Below are 18,767 nucleotides of genomic sequence, written 5' to 3'. Positions count from 1 at the left end.
TTATCGGGAAGTTTCTTTATAACATTGCGACAAGGTTAAAAAGTTGCTAGTTTTATTCGATATAACAAACAATAACAATTTTAGGAAGTAGGTAATGAATAATAAGCAAGGGTGTGCGCTAATAATTTTAAGCGGTATGTCTGTATTATTATCAAATACTTGGGCTGCTCAACCCATGAGTGAAAGTGCGCTTTCGACTCAGACAGGAGCGATAACCGCATCTTTACCCGTTATTATTGCTAAAGCCCAAGATGATGCCAAGAAGCCTGAAAAAGAACAGCATCGAGCTCGAAAAGAATTAGGAGATAACTATTTACAAGAAGTTCGCTGGAATTCATTAAGGTCGAGTGTGTTATCACCTTATCAGGAACAAAAACAAAATCAGGTAATAGATATTAAAGAAAAGAAAGAACTAGAGATGGTTGCATTACCAGATCGGGCAGATCGTTTTACACGTTATGAATTTGAGCCAAAAAATGTACGTGGCGAAGTTATCATTACCGTAAAGTAATAATAACTTCTCGCCAAATTTATATTAGTTCAGACCTAGATGCTGAATTTTCCAAGCACGGTGGATTTTTTGATTTCGTTTAAAATCAAGTCCGATCGTTTCAGACGTAATTTCTTTAACGTCGTATAGTGCTTCAATCTCTTCATCCATCTCGAAGCCACGATAGTTATTCGAGAAGTAAAGTGTACCTTCACTTGTTAAACGGTTCATTGCACGTTTAATAAGAGAAACATGGTCGCGTTGTACGTCGAAAGTACCATAGAACTTTTTAGAGTTAGAGAAGGTAGGTGGGTCAATAAAGATAAGATCATATTGTTCGTGACCTTCTTTTAACCATTCAAAACAGTCGCTTGCAAAGAACATGTGTTGTTCATCTGCATGATCTACAGTTAAACCATTTAAAACGAAGTTTTCTTTTGACCAGCCTAAGTAAGTATTCGATAAGTCGACACTTGTGGTACTAGCAGCACCGCCCAAAGCAGCATGTAAGCTTGCTGTAGAGGTATAACTATATAAGTTCAAGAAATGTTTACCACGAGCTTCTTGAGCAATACGTAAACGCATTTGACGGTGGTCAAGGAATAAACCTGTATCGAGGTAGTCGGTTAGGTTCACTAAAATTTTAGCTTTACCTTCTTGAACGATAAAACGTTTTGAAGCTGTACTTTGTTTCGTATATTGATTAGTTCCTGTTTGACGAGCACGTGTCTTAATAAAGATCGCATCGCGGTTCAAACCAGTCACAGCACGAATTACAGCAAGCGCTAAGTTAAAACGTTTTTTTGCTTTTTCAGGATCGATCGTTTTTGGTGGAGCATATTCCTGAACATGTAAGCGATCGCCATATAAATCTACAGCGACGTTAAAGTCAGGTAAGTCGGCATCGTATAAGCGTAAGCAATAAATATTTTCTTTAGTAGCCCATTTTTTTAAGGCAGTCATATTTTTTTGCAAACGGTTAGCAAAGTCTTGAGCTTCTTCTATTTCCACGGGTTGAGCTTGCCAAGTTGCTAAAAATGGCTGTGTTACTTTTTCTGGTTTGATTGCACCGAAGCGAATGTAAATTGGTAACTTACCATTCATTAAACGTAAAGTTTCAGGCGCTTCAAAAGCTAATACATCCGCTTGTTCAATTTGAGCTGCAATAATAGCGGCATATTGATTTGGGAAATGTTTTTGTAAAAGTGCAGATAGACCTAAATAAAGAGAACGGTTTGATGCTTTATCACCTAAACGTTCACCATATGGCGGGTTAGTTACAATAAAAGCTGTTTTCTTTTCAGCGGCAAAATCTGGCCAGTCAGCTAAAGTACGTTCTTCAATTTGAATTTCGCTTAATAGTTTTTCAAAGCCCGCCGCAATAATATTTTCGCGTGTTGCTTTTACCGCTTCCCAGTCAGCATCGTAGGCATAAAATTTAGGTAAAGGTAACTCAAGCGCTTTCTCATGACGTTCTGCTGCTTCAGCTTTGAGCGAAAGCCAAAGTTCACGGTCATGACCATGCCAGCCATTAAAGCCAAAACGACGAACAAGACCAGGTGCGCGGTCAGTTAAAATCATTAATGCTTCAATGATAAATGTACCTGAACCACACATTGGGTCGAGTACAAGTTCTGGATTACGTTCTTTAAGCTTAGCTTTTTGTAAAATTGCGGCAGCTAGGTTCTCTTTAATCGGTGCATCTGTCATGTAACGACGGTAGCCGCGTTTATGCAATGAGTCACCAGATAAATCTAGACAGTAAGTATGTTCGGTCTTACCAGCAAGCACATATAAGGTAATTTCTGGTTGTTTAGTATCAATACTCGGGCGACGGCCTACCGCTTCCATAAAGGAATCGACGACACCATCTTTTGCTCGAAGCGTTGCAAATTGGGTATTAACTTTAATTTCACGCTCTGCATGTAAGCGAATAGCAAAGGTACTTTGTGGTGCAAAAATAAGTGACCAGTCAAAGCTCATTACACCTTCGTAAAGCTCTTCTGCTACGTCACGTGCATCATGTGTGTGTTCAAGTTTATAAGTATGAATTGGAAGTAAAACACGAGAAGCGAGACGTGACCACATGCAAATACGATAAGCATGCTCAAGCGTTCCTTCAATGATTAAACGTCCAGCTTTACGTTCTGTCACTTTGGTGCCAAGCTGTTCTATTTCTTCTTGTAAGAGGCTTTCTAAACCATCAGCACAAGTAATCCAATAGTGGTTTAAACGTAAAGAGGTATTCATAAACTCAATTGACCAAAACAGATAAATATTAACGATGCAAAGTTTAACTTATTTTGATGTGTAAAGGTCTTTAAATTATTGCAACCTATCACTTGGCAACCAATAAACTGATTTTTAAAGCTTAAAATATATAAACTGGTATGTATTTTGCTAAACCTCTATGAGTAACGCTTATTTATTAAATGGTTTTTAACCAATTTTATGATTTGAAAGCATAGGGGAATATAAATGAAAGATATGATGGGGAATGGTTTTGTAACCAATGCGGAAGCTTTTTCAATCTCTACACAAATATATGTACGTATGCGTAGAGTCACTGGACGAGTCATAGATGCATTGTATGTGGTCCAAAATAAAGATTATGCAAAGTATGTAATAGCACTTGCCTTGGAAACAGATGACGATGAATTAAAACGTTTTGTTGAGCGATTAAACTCATTGACTGACTCAATACCCGAGCTTCCTCAAAAACAAATCGCTAGCAATGTTCAGTTGAGCGAAGAAACAGAAATCACGGCTGAAGATATTTATAGGGCACAAGTTCCACATCATTATATTGGTGCTTTAAGGTAATCTTTGCGCGACCCTAAATTTTCTGGTCAATTTAGGGTCTTATTCTGTAAAGTTCTTCTGCGAAAAAGCTGGAATTCAGCTACACTATGCACGTTTTCGCGATTCGACCCATAGGAATCCATTATGCATATTGCAGCGTTGCATCAGCCGAGCCAGGTTCAGCTCAATCAAGACGGAAATTTAAAACATTTTTTAACGATTGAGGGCCTTTCAAAAGAAAACCTCACTAAGATTTTAGATACCGCGCAAAGCTTTTTAGACGATAATAATAATTTAATCAACCGCCCGCTTTTAGAAGGACGGACGGTGATGAATCTTTTCTTTGAAAACTCCACCCGTACTCGTACTACTTTTGAAGCAGCAGCAAAGCGTTTGTCTGCCAATGTGCTGAACATTGATATTGCTCGTTCAAGTACATCTAAAGGTGAAACTTTACGAGATACGCTTTGGAACCTTGAGGCAATGGCTGCCGATATTTTTGTAGTACGCCATTCATCTTCGGGTGCTGCTCATTTCATTGCTAAAGATGTGTGCCCAAAAGTCGCAATTATTAATGCTGGAGATGGACGTCATGCTCATCCAACGCAAGCGATGCTTGATATGCTGACCATTCGCCGTGAAACCAAAAAACCATTTGAAGAGTTGAGTGTTGCGATTATTGGTGACATTAAGCACTCTCGCGTAGCACGTTCAGATGTGGCTGCACTTCAAACTCTTGGATGTAAAGACATTCGTGTGATTGCACCGAATACATTATTGCCAGTTGGTTTTTCAGAATACGGTGACCATGTTCGTTTGTTCAATAACATGGATGAAGGTGTTACTGGTTGTGATGTGATTATTGCGCTACGTATTCAAAATGAACGTATTGATTCACCAGCATTATCTTCGCAATCTGAATTTTACAGAATGTATGGCTTAAACAAAGAACGCCTAAGTTTAGCTAAACCAGACTGTATTGTTATGCATCCGGGACCAATGAACCGCGGTGTAGAAATTGATTCGAGTATTGCCGATGGTGACCAGTCTGTGATTTTAAAACAGGTCACTAACGGTATTGCAGTTCGTATGGCTGTATTGGCGTTGTCTATGCAAGGGCAACTTCAAGAACAAGGTTTAATTGAAGCAATTGCGTTGTAAGGAATGGATCACATGAGTATTGTAAAAATTGAAAATGTACGTGTGTTAGACCCAATCCAAAAAACAGACAGCGTACAAACTGTATATATTCAAGACGGTAAGTTAGTTGCAGCAGTTGACCAAGTTGAACAAACCATTGATGGTCAGGGGAAATGGTTGATGCCGACTATGGTTGATTTGTGCGCACGTTTGCGTGAACCGGGTCAACAACAACACGGTACACTGAAGTCTGAAGGGAAGGCTGCACGTGCTAATGGTATTTTGCATGTCATTACCCCTCCAGACTCAAAGCCAATTGTTCAAGACAATGGCGCCCTCATTCATGGCTTAGTTGAAAAAGCTTGGCTTGATGGTGGTATCCATATGCATATTATCGGTGCTCAAACTCAAGGCTTAAATGGTAAGCAACCAGCAAATATGGCTGGCCTTAAAAAGGGTGGTTGTACTGCTGTTTCAAATGCGAATGCTGCTTTTGAAAATGATGATGTTGTTGTTCGCACGCTTGAGTATGCGGCTGGTCTTGGTTTAACAGTCGTGTTCTATGCTGAAGAACCGCAACTTGCTAAAGACGGATGTGCTCATGAAGGTTTTATCGCATCGCGTCAAGGTTTGCCGATGATTCCTGCAATTGCTGAAACTGTAGCAATTGCAAAATATTTGCTTATGATTGAAGCGACAGGTGTCAATGCTCACTTTGGCTTGTTGTCTTGCGGTGCGTCGGTTGAATTAATTCGTGCAGCAAAAGCAAAAGGCTTGCCTGTGACTGCCGATGTAGCAATGCATCAGTTACATTTAACTGAGCAATTAACTGATGGCTTCAACTCGCTAGCCCATGTTCGTCCTCCATTACGTTCTGAGCAAGATAAAGAGCTTTTACGCCAAGGTTTAAAACAAGGTGTCATTGATGCAATTTGTACGCATCACGAACCATTAAGCAGTTCAGCGAAAATGGCACCATTTGCTGAAACTCAACCGGGTATTACAGCATTCGATACTTATGTAGCCCTAGGCATTCAACTTATTAATGAAGGCTTATTTGAGCCGCTTGAATGGGTTACCAAAGTGACAAGTGCTCCTGCACAGGTAGCAAACATGACTACACGTTGGCAAGCCGAAGCAGGGTGGGTGTTGGTCGATCCTGAATTAAGCTGGACCTTAAGCAAAGACACTATTTTATCGCAAGGGAAAAATACGCCACTACTGGGTCAAAACCTTACTGGTAAAGTGCTACAAACTTTTGCTGTGTAGTTTCCGACGGCTAAAAACTTATTCAAAATATAAACAGGCAGATCTTTTTGATCTGCCTGTTTTGTAAATACTAGATGGAAAATTGTATATAAATTATTTAAAAAACAACAAAAGATTTCGAGCGCATTAGAATAAAAAACTATCAGCAAACAGAAGTATTTGAATAACCAAAAAATTGCTGGTTACGACGTATAAGATTCGGGAGAATAAACAATGTCGATAAACCCTATAGAACTGCTTAAAGAAAAAGTATCTTCAACAATATTAGATAATCAGGATGGATTCCTAGGCGAAAAAACTAATGCGCTTTCTAAGTTTTATCCAATTTTACTTTCATTATTAGCTGCTAAACCTGATCTTATTGGACAATTGAAAAATAGTTTAGCCCCCTCATTATCCGATCTTTTTTCTCATAATGATCAAATTAAAAATACTGTACTGACTCATTTAAGCGGTACTGCGCCATCTGCCGAAATTGAAAGTACACTCAATAGTGCGATCAAACCTAGTCTTAATACAATTTCTGAAGTTGCCGGAAGTGATCAACAAAGTATTGTGAACTATTTACGTCAACATGCAGAAACGATTCGTTCATATTTACCAGGATGGGCAGTTGGACTATTGGCACCATTAGGTCTTGGTGCAGGTTTATCATCAGTAACTACATCAACTGCACCACCGCTTGCAGCAGCAACCGAAACAACAGGGAAATCTCGCGGAATTTTACCGATTATTGCACTCATTATTCTTGGATTGTTAATTGCTTGGTTATGGCGCTCTTGCCAGCATAAAGAGGCTGCACCTGTACCTGAGACTTCACCTGCAAGTGGTGTGGCAACCGCAGCAGCTGCACCTGCTACTTTAACTTTAAGTACAGACGACAAAGGCGCTGTGAGCCAATGTCAGGCGGGTATTGGTGATCAGGGCTTCTTAGCAACTTTGCAAATGCATGTTAAGAAAGTTCTTTCAGCGACTAAAGACTGTGATGTTGATACTAGCCAAACTTATGCCGCTGCATTTACCGATAAGGATGCATTAGCAGGTGTACTTGGTGCATTGAAAGGTGTTCCAAATGCATCTTTAGAATGGGTAGGTGACAAAATTACATTGAAAGCAGGTGATGCCGCAGCTTTAGAAGCTTTAACTGCTAAGGTAAAAGCGTTGGTGCCACATACTGAAGTTGTTGGTACAGCACCTGCAACAGCTGAGCAATCTGTGAGTAATAGTTTAACGGCTTCGCAAACAGCGTTAGGTTCAATTGATCCGAACAATGTAGACGTAAATGCTTTAGTTAAAGCTCTTAACTTGCAAATCATTAACTTCGCGAGTGGTTCAAGTGAAATTCCAGCAGATAACAAAGCTATTCTTGATCAAGCTGCAACACTGTTAAATAAAGTGACTAGCGTGAAATTAAACGTAGGTGGTCATACTGACTCAACAGGTAATGCTGCTGCCAATAAAGCACTTTCTCAACGCCGTGCTCAAGCTGTAGTAGATTACTTAGTTTCTAAAGGAGTAGATGCTTCTAAGCTTGTTGCCCAAGGTCATGGTTCAGAAAACCCTGTTGCTGACAACAAGACTGAAGAAGGTCGCTTTAAAAACCGTCGTATTGAGTTTTCAGTAGCCCAATAATCAATAGATTTATAAGAAATCTTGATTTTACTGAATTCTGATTTGAAAAAAGCTTCTCATTTTGAGAAGCTTTTTTATAGAGATCAATATTGTTGGGTTGACATGAAAATCAGTTTGTTAGGAAGTGGGCGTGTTTCTTTTCATTTGGCAAAGGCATTTTTGGCTAAGGGGCATCACATTACCCAAGTCTATGCGCGTGATTTTGAGAAAACCCAGAAGTTTGCAGAAAAAATTCAAGCAAAAGCATGTCAGTCTCTTCAAGAGTTTCAAGCAAGTGATTTAATTATTTTGGCAGTTTCAGACAGCGCTATTGCTGAACTTGTAATGCAGGTACATGAGATATTCCCAGAAACGCTTATGGTTCATACATCGGGGAGTACCAATATTGAAGTTATCAGTAATATTCATGAAAAAGCAGGGGTGTTTTATCCTTTACAAACATTCAGTCTGGAAAGAGACGTTGATTGGCAAGCCACACCATTATTTGTAGAGGCGACCAATAAAGCCGATTTAGCCATGCTCTCTGATTTGGCAAATAGCCTAAGTAATCGAGTATATCAATACACCTCAAAGCAGCGTTTAACATTACATTTGGCAGCTGTATTTGCTTGTAATTTTACTAATTACTGTTTTGATATGGCTAAACAGATTGTGGATGCAGAACAAGTCGACTTTAGCTTGCTCTACCCATTAATAGTGGAAACAGCAAAAAAAGCCACTGAAAACGATCCGAAACAAATGCAAACTGGGCCTGCGGTAAGGGGGGATCAGAATATCTTGGCAATGCATGAGAGTCTATTAACTCAAGCAAATAGGGATGACTTAAAACAGGTCTATCAACTTTTAAGTGATGGCATCGTGAAGCGCCATCACTCGGACTAAAAGTGATTCTAAAATTAAGGTTCGCCGTTATTGCCCCATTTTAAGAAGCCAGCACGCTGATTTAATAGTTCAAAATATTGGTCGACATGCTTAAGTGTTGGATGGTCAAAAGGGGTGGCCTTCCAGCGCTGTACAGATAGACCAATTGGAATATCCGCTAGAGTGAACTCAGTTCCTGCAACATAGGCTTGAGTTTTTGCAAGCTGTTGGTCAAGAATCTGCATATGGTGATTCCAATTATCAATACCTTTTTTTAATAAATCTGGATCTTGATGATTTGGTGAATGTCTAAGCAAAGACATAATCGTATAAGTCCAACTATTATTTAGCTCGATCGCTTGCCAATCAAGCCACTGGTCAACAAAGAATCTTTCTTTCGCTTGAGTAGGGTAAAGCTTATGCTCTTTATCATAAGCATTGGCGAGATAACGTATAATACTGTTGGACTGCCAAAGGACTAAATCGCCATCTAAAACAACAGGAATTTGACCATTTGGGTTTAATTGTAAATATTCAGGTGATTGAGCAGAGCGAAAGCCTCGACCCCAGTCTTCTCTCTCATATTCAAGATTTAATTCTTCACATAACCATAAGACTTTGCGAACATTAATGGAGTTATCACGCCCTAAAATTTTTAACATGGGTTGTCCTTAGTGTTTTTTAGTGTGGCTAATACCAGTTTCTATAAATAGCTAGATTTAGTGCGATTGGCAAACATTAATTCGAAAGAAAAAATAGAATAAGTAAGTGCTAATAAATTTTTTAATATTAAAAGATAAAAGGCTTAGTAAAGAACTAAGCCTTTTGTTGTTTACTTAATCTTTTTAAAGATAAAGTCATTAATTTTATGACCTGACTCAATACCACGGCGTTCAAACTTAGTCACTGGACGCCACTCTGGTCGAGGGTAACTGTTGCCTTTACCTGCCAAATTTTCAAGATCTGGGCGGTTATCTAAAATATCAAGCATCCATTCTGCATATGGTTCCCAGTCTGTTGCTGCATGGAATGTACCACCAAGCTCAAGTTTCTGTTCAACCAGTTGCATACGCTCATGAATAACAAAACGGCGTTTGAAATGACGTTTCTTTTGCCAAGGGTCTGGGAAGTAAAGTTGTACACAGTTAATACTGTTGTCTGGCATTTCACGTAAAACTTGAATCGCGTCTGCATCGAGTACACGTAAGTTTTTAAGTTCCGCTATACCTGCTTCATATAGACATTGAGCAATACCAGGTACATGGACTTCAATGCCCACATAGTTGCGTTCTGGGTTTGCTTTAGCCATAAGCACTAGCGAACGTCCCATACCAAAACCGATCTCAACAGTTAAAGGACGTTCTGGATGTTCAAAGTGTTGACGTAAGTCACCAACAGGATATTCCAAAATTAAATCGCGATGTTGTTCTAATGCCGTGCGTTGAGACGTATTAAGTGGTGCTGAACGACGCATAAACGTCACAATTTCACGGTGTTCAGGCAAATTGTCTAATTCTGCAATTTGCGTTTCTAACTGATCGATCGACATAACCTTGGCAATATTGAAATTCAAATGCGGTATTTTAAGTCTTCAGGTGGTCAAGTCAAATATTTCGGTGTTTTTCTTCATGTAGATGTCATGATCAATATTTAATCTAAGAGACTAATTAAAACTCACATGAACATTTTTAATCATGAAAACTTTTCAATTAAGAACACTTTCAGTTTTTTTAAGTGCATTTGGTGCATTTTCATATAGTTCTGTTGCTCAGGCACAGCTCATGTTTAGCCAGTATGTTGATGGTAGTAGCAATAAAAAAGGGTTAGAGATTTATAACCCGGATGGTACTACAGTTAACTTAGCCGATTATGAGATTCAACAGTTTAATAATGGTGGTACTGCAAAAACGGTGACTTTCCGTTTACAGGGTACACTTGCGAGTAAGCAGAAGTTTTTAGTGGGCCGCTCGGAGCTACAAACTGAACTTGGTAGTAAAGTAAATCAAGTAGCTGCCTTGTCTTTTAATGGTGATGATGCAGTTGTACTCGTTTATAAAGGCACACCTGTCGATCGTTTTGGGCGTATTGGTGAACGACCAGAGGCAGGTTGGGGAACAGCCGTTTCAAGTTTAGGAAATAGTTTTAAACGTATTGAAACTGAAAATCCAGCTTTAAGTATCGATCCAACCGCAGTATTTGATTTGGACCACTCGTGGACAGCATGGGCAAACCGAAATGATTTTTCAAATCTATCGGGTTCTACGACTCAGCCGCCAGTGCAAACGGTCAGTTGTTCAAGCTCAGATACACCAATTGCCGATTTAGCATCTTCAACACAAAACCAGACTTATACAGTACGTGGCGTAATTACTGCTGACTATCGCTATGCGAATGGTTTTTCAGGCTTTTATGTTCAAACACCTGACACCAAAGCACGTGCAAATGTAAGTAATGCCATTTTTGTTTATATTCCAAATAGCAGCACGGTAAAAGGTGGCCAAGTTGGTGATGAAGTTATTTTACGAGGCCGTTTAACAAGTTATCAAAACCAGCTACAAATAGACCAATTACAGCAAGATATTCAAAGCTGTAATAGCAATATGGCAAATCAAGTTCAGCCAATTAGCTTGGAGTTACCATTTACTAGCTTAGCAGGCGGTTCAACAAATTCTCCGCAGCGTTATCAAGGGATGTTGGTCAAATTACCTCAAGCTTTGACGGTAAGTGAAAACTATAACTATGGCCGTTATGGTGAACTATCGCTGAGCTTAGGCCGCTTATATATTCCAACCAATTTATATCCTGCCTTGTCGCCAGAAGCGAAAGCTTTAGCTCAGAAAAATTTATTATCGAAAATTATTTTTGATGATGGATATAACAACCAAAATCGTACTCCGTGGTTACCAACAAATTTTAGTGCTGCCAATACATTACGTTCAGGTTATCAGCTTAAAAACGTTGAAGGGATTTTAGAGTATCGTTTTAATGGCTGGCGCGTACAGCCAGTACTTGGACGGACACAACCAGAAGTTGTTACTCAAACAAACCCGCGTCAAAGTGTCCTTACAAAAAATGCTAATCACATTCGTGTAGCTTCATTTAACGTTTTGAACTATGACAATGGTGCAACTGGCTTCCCAACAGAGCGTGGTGCAAACACACAAGCAGAGTTTGATAAACAGCATCGTAAAATTGTAAGTGCATTAAAAGCGATTGATGCTGACGTATACGGTTTAATGGAAATTGCCAACAATGGTTATGGTCCAAACAGCGCAATTGCTCATTTAACAAGTGCATTAGGTCCAGACTGGAAATATGTGGTTCCTGAAAACTTGGATCGTTTAGGTGGTGATGTTATTGCTGTTGCGATTATTTATAACAGTAAGCGTGTTAAACCTTTAAACAAACCTGTTGTGCTGGACTTAGGTGATAAAAACCGAACGACCTTAGCACAAACTTTCCAAGCTGTTCGTGGCAATAAGACATTTACTGTTATTCCAAACCATTTAAAGTCAAAAGGTTGTACTGGAGTAGACGCGAACTCTACTGACGCTGATCAAAATGATGGTCAAGGATGTTGGAACCCAACCCGTGTGAAAGCAGTTGATCAAATCGTGCAGTGGCTCGCGAAAAATCCAACTCAAGTTCCTAAGCAAAATGCTTTGCTGGTAGGGGATATGAACAGCTACGCAAAAGAAGCACCAATTTTAGCTTTTGAAAAAGCCAACTATAAGGTTTTACTCAATGACGCTAAGATTGGGCAAGGTACTCAGGCATATAGCTATGTTTTTGGTGTGGCAAGTGATGCAAATGGCAATGGTGGAGCGGGTAACTTAGACCATGCAATTGCCGACGCAGATTTATATCCAAAAGTAGTTCGTACCTTTGCTTGGCATATCAATGCAGATGAGCCAACAGTTCTAGACTACAACGAAGAATATAAAACCGATGAACAAAAGGCGCTATTTTATGGTGAAGATGCCTATCGTTCTTCGGACCATGATCCTGTCATTGTCGATCTAGATTTAAATGGTAAAGACTCAAGTCATCCTGATAATGGCAACAAAAATCCTATATTGGATTTCTTAAACCAATTAGTGGAATGGATTAGCCAACTTTTTAAGCGTAATTAACGGTAAAAAATGCGTGATGTGAATGTGTTTTATCATATTTTAAACAATCGTCACGCAAGACAACTTGCAAGGTCAAACTTTTTCAAGAATATTAGATAGTGTAACTAATTTATAAATTTACGCTTTTTTACAATTAAGGAATTGTACAAACCTTGCAGGTTTTTTAGAAGCAATTTAAAACGTTAATGTGAGATAAGAAGGATCAGATATGAAATTATATTATTCGCCAGGCGCATGTTCTTTAGCTGCACATATTATTTTAAATGAAATTAATGTTGATTTTGATTTAGAAAAAGTAAATTTAAAAACACATAAAACAGAAAAAGGCGCAGATTATTACGAAATTAATCCGAAGGGCTATGTACCAGCTTTAGAAATTAACCCGGGTTTAATTTTGACTGAAAACGTGGCGATTTTACCATTCCTTGCGCAACATGACCCCAAACAGGATTTAATTCCTCCTTCAGGCTTAGGCCGTGCGAAAGTATTGGAATGGTTAGGTTATTTGAACTCTGAATTACATGATGCTTATGCAGTATTTTTTGGGGCGCAGTTAACAAATGATGAAAAGACGAAAGCTTATGCTGAAATCGACCGTCTTTTAAAATATATCGATAGTTATTTATCTGAATCGGACTATGACTATTTAGTAAATGATAATTTTGGGCCAGCTGATGCTTATTTATTTGTTTTAACGAATTGGTCAAACTCTATTGAGCATGATTTAACACCTTATAAAAATATTATTGCATTACGTAATAAAGTAGCTGAGCGTCAATCTGTACAAATTGCAATGCGTGATGAAGGTTTAATTTCATAAGCGATTTTAAGTGTATTAAAAAAGCCCCTAATCAATAGGGGCTTTTTTAATATTAGAGATTGTTAGTTTTGAGCTTTCTCTTTAACGTCAGCAGCAGCATGTTCAACAGCTTTGGCTGTATCAGCAGTTGCTTTACGCGCAGTCGCTTCAGTTTGAGCAGCAGCATTTGCAGTTTTATCGGCAGCGTGGTCAGCAGCAGCATCAATTTTAGCTGTAGCATTGTCTGTAGCAGTTGCAATATCGCTCGCAGCTTTATCACCAGCAGATTTAATATCAGCGGTTGCTTGTTTAGCTGCATTTTCTAAATGTTCACCTGTAGTCGCACCAGTTTCTGGAGCTTTATCTTTATTACAACCAACTAGGGCTACGGTCGCAGCAAGACCTAAAGCAACAAGTAATTTATTCATTGTGTTTTTCCTTCTAATTCATGGCATCCAAATATGGATGTCTAAAATATAAACATAAAGTAAATGATTAATAAAGATCGAAAATTGTTAAAAAGTTGTAACTTCAATATTAAAAAAGCCTAGCATTTTGCAATGCTAGGCTTTCGCTTAATAAGAGGGGGCTAACCAGTTTTTACTGTCCAGAACGAATGATGTAATCAAACGCAGAGAGCGATGCTTTAGCGCCTTCACCTGTAGCAATAATGATTTGCTTGTAAGGCACAGTGGTACAGTCACCCGCAGCAAATACACCTTGTACATTGGTTTCGTTGCGGTCATTCACAATAATCTCACCACGGTTGGTTAACTCAACCTCACTGTCTTTTAAGAAGTCAGTGTTTGGTAATAAACCAATCTGTACAAAGATCCCTGCAAGCTCTACCTCATGCTCTTCATCCGTCGCACGGTCTTTATATTTAAGACCAGTTACTTGTGAGCCATCACCTAACACTTCTGTACTTAAGGCATTCATAATTACAGTGGTGTTCGGCAAGCTATGCAGTTTGTTTTGTAAGACTTGGTCAGCACGAAGTTTTGTATCGAACTCAACCAAAGTTACATGTTCAACAATCCCTGCAAGGTCAATTGCAGCTTCAACACCTGAGTTACCACCACCAATCACTGCGACACGTTTGCCTTTGAACAATGGACCATCACAGTGTGGGCAGTATGCGACACCACGGGTACGGTATTCAGCTTCACCCGGTACATTCATTTCTCTCCAACGCGCTCCTGTTGAAAGGATGACAGTTTTCGATTCAAGTTTGGCACCGTTTTCAAGTTCAACTGCAACCAGACCATTTTCAGTTTGGTTGGCCCCTGTGATTTTGCTGACACGTTGCAGGTTCATGATATCGACATCATATTCACGAACATGTGCTTCCATCTCGGCAGCAAACTTAGGACCTTGAGTCTTTTGCACAGACGTGAAGTTTTCAATGTCCATGGTATCCATGACCTGACCACCAAAGCGTTCAGCTACGATACCTGTGTTAATACCTTTACGTGCTGCATAAATTGCAGCTGTTGCACCCGCAGGACCACCACCAATCACCAATACATCAAAGGCATCTTTGGCATTCAGTGCTGCTGCATCTTTTTCAGCTGAGTTGGTGTCAAGTTTTGCCACAATCTCTTCAAGGGTCATACGACCTTGACCAATGTGTTCGTTGTCCTGAAATACCATTGGTACAGCCATGATTTTGCGTTGTTCCACTTCGTCTTGGAAGAATGAACCGTCAATCATGGTTGCTGTGGTGTTCGGGTTATAAATGGCAATCAGGTTAAGTGCCTGTACCACGTCTGGACAGTTATGACAGCTTAAGGATACAAACACATCAAAGTTGGCTTTGAGGTTTAGGCCTTTAATTTGGTTGAGCACTTCATCCGACACTTTAGGTGCATAACCAGAGACTTGTAACAGCGCCAAGATCAAAGACGTAAACTCATGGCCCATCGGTAAGCCAGCAAAGAACACACGTGGCTGTTCACCTGCTTTAGCTACACCAAAGCTTGGGCGACGTGTATTGTTGCCATCAAAACGGGCAGTCACCTTGTCAGAAAGCTCAGCGATTTCTGTCACAAGTTCTTTAATTTGAGCAGCTTTATCTGATTCATCTAAAGCAGCTACTAATTCGATTGGACTTTCTAAACGTTCTAAGTAAGCTTTTAATTGAGTTTTAATATTTTGATCTAACATCTGTTTTTACTCCAATGCATCCAAATTCTTTCAATAGATGCATAGTACGTTAAAACACAAAATAGGTGAAACAGTATGTTTTTATAGATTTAATCGGTTTTTTGAATTATTGAGTGTATTCATAAATAAGTTCAATAATTTATCTATAAATGCTCTTTATTACTCATTTTTATCTTTTAAAGTGAAAGTATTTAAAAATTTATATATGTTATATGGCTGTAAAGATTTTATGTCATAACATTAAAAGGTACTTTCATGTCATTGCAACGCGGCATTTATCAGCATTATAAAGGTAATCTCTATCAAGTTTTTTCTGTGGCAAAACACAGCGAGACTGAAGAAGAGTTAGTTGTTTATCAGTGTCTTTATGGTGACTATTCAACATGGGTACGTCCGCTAGATATGTTTACTGAAACGGTTCAAATGGCTGATGGAAGTATCGTGCCGCGGTTCAAGTTAATTCAAAGCACTTAATTTAAACGGCTGTCATATAAAATAACAATTTTAAAGGGTGAAAATATGCCAAATACTTTTTTCTTACAAAGAGTTGCAGATTTATATGACACCTTTAAACGGCATGATGCCCAGCAGTCAGATCGCTTGCTGCGTTATCGAAATATAGAGGCTGAGTCTGCAAAACTTCTATCGCAATTGATTCGAATGCAGCAGGCCAAATCAATTTTAGAAATTGGTACTTCAACGGGTTATTCTACTTTATGGCTTGCTGAGGCTGCACAATCGACACACGGGAAAGTAATCACGCTTGAAATTGATGCCAATCGTAGTAATGAAGCGAAACGCCATGTTACTGAACTGGCATTAAATGAAGTGGTTGATTTTTGGATAGGGGATGCCGCAGATTATTTAAATGAAGCTCAGGAAACTTTCGATTTTATTTTGTTAGACGCTGAACGTGATGCATATGAAAGTTATTGGCCAGATTTAAAGCGTCTGATGAAGCCCAAAGGTGGTGTTCTTATTATTGATAAGGTTATTTCACATGCAGCTGAGGTAAGTCCATTTTTATCTTTGATTAAACAGAATGCAGATTTCATGAGTAGTATTTTACCTATAGGCGCTGGTTTATGTTTAGTGGTTCTAAAGTAGATTTACTTTCTTGAGATATTCTTGTCGATAAGCTTGTGGACTACAGCCGTGTACTCTATTAAATGCACGAGTGAAATTGGCAGGATTAGAATAGCCCAGTTCATAGGCAATATGGGTAATGGTAAAGCTAGAATTCTCTAATAAATCAATGGCACGCTCAGTGCTGATTTGTTGCTTTAAAGCATGGAATTCAACACCTTGCTGCTGTAAATAACGTTGCAAGGTTTTGGTCGAAATATTTAATACTTTGGCACATTCCATTAGGGTTGGAACTTGATTGGCTTGTCGCAACATCATGCTGACCCATTCAACAATTTCGCCTTGATGGTAGATCTTCTGGATTTGTTCCTGACAGCGTTGCTCAACTATTTTTAAACTATGTGCGTCAGCTAGAGGCAAGGGTAGTGCTAGTTGTTGCTCATCAATCACCACGCGTATACCTGAAAGCCATGTATAGTTAAAGTGGAAATTGGCCTTCACTAAAGATATGTAACGTTCTTGATAGCTCGGCTCAGGAATACTCAAATACACTTGGTAGCGTTGTAATTGCTGGCCTGCCAACTCTAACAAGCTGTAGTAAAACGCCACGGCAATCGCTTCAATATGAAAAGCCAAACACTGCTTATTCATCTGCAAAATCGGTTCAAATAATAATTCAACCTTTTGCTGATTGGTTGGAAACCCGATGCTGAGCTTAAAACTCGGCATAATCAGTCTAAAATATTGTGCAATCAGCCTAAGTGCATGTTCCAAATTAGGACTAGTCATTAGCGCATAGCCGACCAGACTATGTGAGCTGAGTTTAATATTTTTACCCAGTTCAAAGGCTAATTCTTGAGTGTTGGGCAAACTCAAACCCATCTCAATGAATTGTTCGATTTGTTGAATCGATAATAATTCTGTTTTTGCCAGTTCTTGTTGGAATGCTCTCAGTAAATCATTATCGTATTGATGCGTGCCGATTAAAATTTCAATCAGCCGTAAATAATAACGTGATGGGATAACAGGAATCTGTTGCTTCTGCACAAGAAAAATTCAGCAAAGTCTTAAAATGATAATAGCAAGTCTTAAAATGATAATATAGAGGGGCTATGAGCGAGCACAATCAATTCAAGCAAAACATTTTGTGTTTGATTGGAGTCTCTAATGAATATGCATACTCAACTGGATGTCGAGCAAGCGACAACAAAATTTAAGGATAAAAAACGCCATTTATGGCTATTGGGTTTAGCTGTACCGACCATTGCAATGGGTGGGCTAGCAGGTTACCAATTTGGTCCTAAAAAAACTAAAAAGTTCTTCGCTTCATTTGGGCCATTATTTATTCATGGTGTTATTCCAGCATTGGATAAACTGATTGGTGAAGACAAGGAAAATCCACCATTAGATGCAATCGATGATTTAGAAGCAGATCCGTATTACGCACGCATTGTTAAACTTTTTATTCCTTTGCAATATGCAACCAATATCTATGGAGCATATTTGGCAACTCGTAAAAATACACCTATAGCTGATCAGGTTTTACTTGGAACTTTAGTAGGAATGGTCAATGGGATTGCGATTAATACTGCACATGAACTTAGTCATAAGAGTGGTCGACTTGAACATTATTTATCTCATTTGGCGTTAGCACCTTCGGGGTATAACCATTTCCGAATTGAACACCCTTATGGACATCACCGCCGTGTTGCGACACCTGAGGACCCAGCATCTTCACAATTTGGCGAAACCTTTTGGAAATTCTTACCGCGGACTGTAGTTGGGAGTTTTAAATCGGCGATTGAAATTGAGAAGAATCGCTTAGAGCGTAAGAAATTGCCTTTCTTCTGTAAGGAAAATGAACTGATTCATGGCTGGGCAATGTCGGCTGTGTACCATGCAGCCATGTTTGCGAAATTTGGTGCCCGTTCGATTCCGTTTCAAGTTACTCAAGCTGCATATGCAATAACTTTGTTTGAATCGGTGAATTACATTGAACATTATGGTTTAAAGCGTGCAAAGAAAGAAAATGGCCAATATGAACGTACTTTGCCAGAGCACAGCTGGAATAATAATAATGTGGTGACCAATCTGTTCTTGTATCAATTACAACGGCATTCAGATCATCATGCCAATCCAACTCGCAGCTTTCAGACCTTGCGGCATTTTGAAGATGCGCCGCAATTGCCAGCAGGTTATGGTGCAATGATTTTGCCTGCGTTTATTCCATCTTGGTGGTCAAAAATTATGGATGAACGCGTTGTCGAGCACTATAAGGGCGACCTCAGTAAAATCAATATGCATGTTGATGTGAAAGAAAAAATGCTAGAGAAATATATTAAGCAAAATAACGCGGCTTAATAGTCGAAAGATATAAAACAGATCAGCC

Annotated in this window: 17 protein-coding genes; 11 read left to right on the top strand and 6 right to left on the bottom strand. The window is 39.1% G+C overall.

The window, feature by feature from the left end; all coding sequences use genetic code 11:
- Positions 1–94 precede the first annotated feature (94 nt).
- The gene (locus ACLCEG_RS04970; RefSeq protein WP_004702759.1) at positions 95–511 is read left to right on the top strand and encodes a hypothetical protein; all 417 of its coding nucleotides are present in this window, start codon (positions 95–97) and stop codon (positions 509–511) included.
- 24 nt (positions 512–535) lie between these two features.
- Here the strand turns inward: ACLCEG_RS04970 and rlmKL are convergent, their stop codons facing one another.
- Complete coding sequence (gene rlmKL / locus ACLCEG_RS04965; protein WP_410566310.1) at positions 536–2,740, bottom strand: bifunctional 23S rRNA (guanine(2069)-N(7))-methyltransferase RlmK/23S rRNA (guanine(2445)-N(2))-methyltransferase RlmL; 2,205 nt, start codon at positions 2,738–2,740, stop codon at positions 536–538.
- A gap of 228 nt (positions 2,741–2,968) precedes the next feature.
- On the opposite strand from rlmKL, the gene ACLCEG_RS04960 reads away from it, so the two are divergent.
- The 5 genes from ACLCEG_RS04960 (at position 2,969) to ACLCEG_RS04940 (ending at position 8,215) form a co-directional block, all read left to right on the top strand.
- Positions 2,969–3,313 (top strand): hypothetical protein, encoded by a 345-nt coding sequence (locus tag ACLCEG_RS04960; RefSeq protein WP_049066570.1) that lies wholly within the window; start codon positions 2,969–2,971, stop codon positions 3,311–3,313.
- 123 nt (positions 3,314–3,436) lie between these two features.
- Positions 3,437–4,453 (top strand): aspartate carbamoyltransferase catalytic subunit, encoded by a 1,017-nt coding sequence (locus ACLCEG_RS04955; protein WP_004702756.1) that lies wholly within the window; start codon positions 3,437–3,439, stop codon positions 4,451–4,453.
- A gap of 12 nt (positions 4,454–4,465) precedes the next feature.
- Positions 4,466–5,701 carry a dihydroorotase gene (locus tag ACLCEG_RS04950; RefSeq protein ID WP_410566307.1) on the top strand — a complete coding sequence of 412 codons (1,236 nt, stop codon included), beginning with the start codon at positions 4,466–4,468 and terminating at the stop codon, positions 5,699–5,701.
- Between the two features lie 213 nt (positions 5,702–5,914).
- Positions 5,915–7,333, top strand: a complete 1,419-nt coding sequence (locus ACLCEG_RS04945; RefSeq protein ID WP_410566304.1) for an OmpA family protein — start codon at positions 5,915–5,917, stop codon at positions 7,331–7,333.
- Positions 7,334–7,435: 102 nt separating this feature from the next.
- A complete protein-coding gene (locus ACLCEG_RS04940; protein WP_410566301.1) occupies positions 7,436–8,215 on the top strand; it encodes a Rossmann-like and DUF2520 domain-containing protein in 780 nt (259 codons plus the stop codon).
- A 14-nt stretch (positions 8,216–8,229) separates the two neighbouring features.
- On the opposite strand, the gene ACLCEG_RS04935 is transcribed toward ACLCEG_RS04940, so the two are convergent.
- Positions 8,230–8,856 carry a glutathione S-transferase family protein gene (locus tag ACLCEG_RS04935; RefSeq protein ID WP_004702752.1) on the bottom strand — a complete coding sequence of 209 codons (627 nt, stop codon included), beginning with the start codon at positions 8,854–8,856 and terminating at the stop codon, positions 8,230–8,232.
- Positions 8,857–9,026: 170 nt separating this feature from the next.
- On the bottom strand, positions 9,027–9,743 hold the full coding sequence (gene trmB, locus ACLCEG_RS04930) for a tRNA (guanosine(46)-N7)-methyltransferase TrmB (RefSeq protein ID WP_077168203.1): 717 nt from the start codon (positions 9,741–9,743) through the stop codon (positions 9,027–9,029).
- Between the two features lie 145 nt (positions 9,744–9,888).
- On the opposite strand from trmB, the gene ACLCEG_RS04925 reads away from it, so the two are divergent.
- Positions 9,889–12,327, top strand: a complete 2,439-nt coding sequence (locus ACLCEG_RS04925; RefSeq protein WP_410566298.1) for an ExeM/NucH family extracellular endonuclease — start codon at positions 9,889–9,891, stop codon at positions 12,325–12,327.
- 208 nt (positions 12,328–12,535) lie between these two features.
- On the top strand, positions 12,536–13,147 hold the full coding sequence (locus ACLCEG_RS04920; RefSeq protein WP_019457444.1) for a glutathione binding-like protein: 612 nt from the start codon (positions 12,536–12,538) through the stop codon (positions 13,145–13,147).
- A gap of 62 nt (positions 13,148–13,209) precedes the next feature.
- Here the strand turns inward: ACLCEG_RS04920 and ACLCEG_RS04915 are convergent, their stop codons facing one another.
- Positions 13,210–13,554 carry a hypothetical protein gene (locus ACLCEG_RS04915; protein WP_004702748.1) on the bottom strand — a complete coding sequence of 115 codons (345 nt, stop codon included), beginning with the start codon at positions 13,552–13,554 and terminating at the stop codon, positions 13,210–13,212.
- Positions 13,555–13,726: 172 nt separating this feature from the next.
- On the bottom strand, positions 13,727–15,292 hold the full coding sequence (gene ahpF / locus ACLCEG_RS04910) for an alkyl hydroperoxide reductase subunit F (protein WP_410566295.1): 1,566 nt from the start codon (positions 15,290–15,292) through the stop codon (positions 13,727–13,729).
- 255 nt (positions 15,293–15,547) lie between these two features.
- Here ahpF and ACLCEG_RS04905 point away from each other — a divergent pair, with 255 nt between their 5' ends.
- Positions 15,548–15,766, top strand: coding sequence for a DUF1653 domain-containing protein (locus ACLCEG_RS04905; RefSeq protein WP_004702746.1), 219 nt, complete (start codon positions 15,548–15,550; stop codon positions 15,764–15,766).
- 45 nt (positions 15,767–15,811) lie between these two features.
- Positions 15,812–16,399: an O-methyltransferase gene (locus ACLCEG_RS04900; RefSeq protein WP_004702745.1), complete on the top strand. Its 588-nt coding sequence runs from the start codon at positions 15,812–15,814 to the stop codon at positions 16,397–16,399.
- Here ACLCEG_RS04900 and ACLCEG_RS04895 read toward each other — a convergent pair.
- Complete coding sequence (locus tag ACLCEG_RS04895; protein ID WP_077162578.1) at positions 16,391–17,425, bottom strand: helix-turn-helix domain-containing protein; 1,035 nt, start codon at positions 17,423–17,425, stop codon at positions 16,391–16,393. The two genes, ACLCEG_RS04900 and ACLCEG_RS04895, sit on opposite strands and share 9 nt — an antisense overlap.
- 120 nt (positions 17,426–17,545) lie before the next feature.
- Here ACLCEG_RS04895 and ACLCEG_RS04890 point away from each other — a divergent pair, with 120 nt between their 5' ends.
- Entirely contained in the window at positions 17,546–18,739 is a 1,194-nt protein-coding gene (locus ACLCEG_RS04890; RefSeq protein WP_410566292.1) for an alkane 1-monooxygenase, read from the top strand.
- Positions 18,740–18,767 lie beyond the last annotated feature (28 nt).

Source organism: Acinetobacter sp. H1(2024) (assembly GCF_046557555.1).
In the GTDB taxonomy this organism is placed as follows: Bacteria; Pseudomonadota; Gammaproteobacteria; order Pseudomonadales; family Moraxellaceae; genus Acinetobacter; species Acinetobacter seifertii.
The sequence above is the reverse complement of the archived record's forward strand: the minus strand, read 5'-3'. Positions and strand labels throughout refer to the sequence as shown.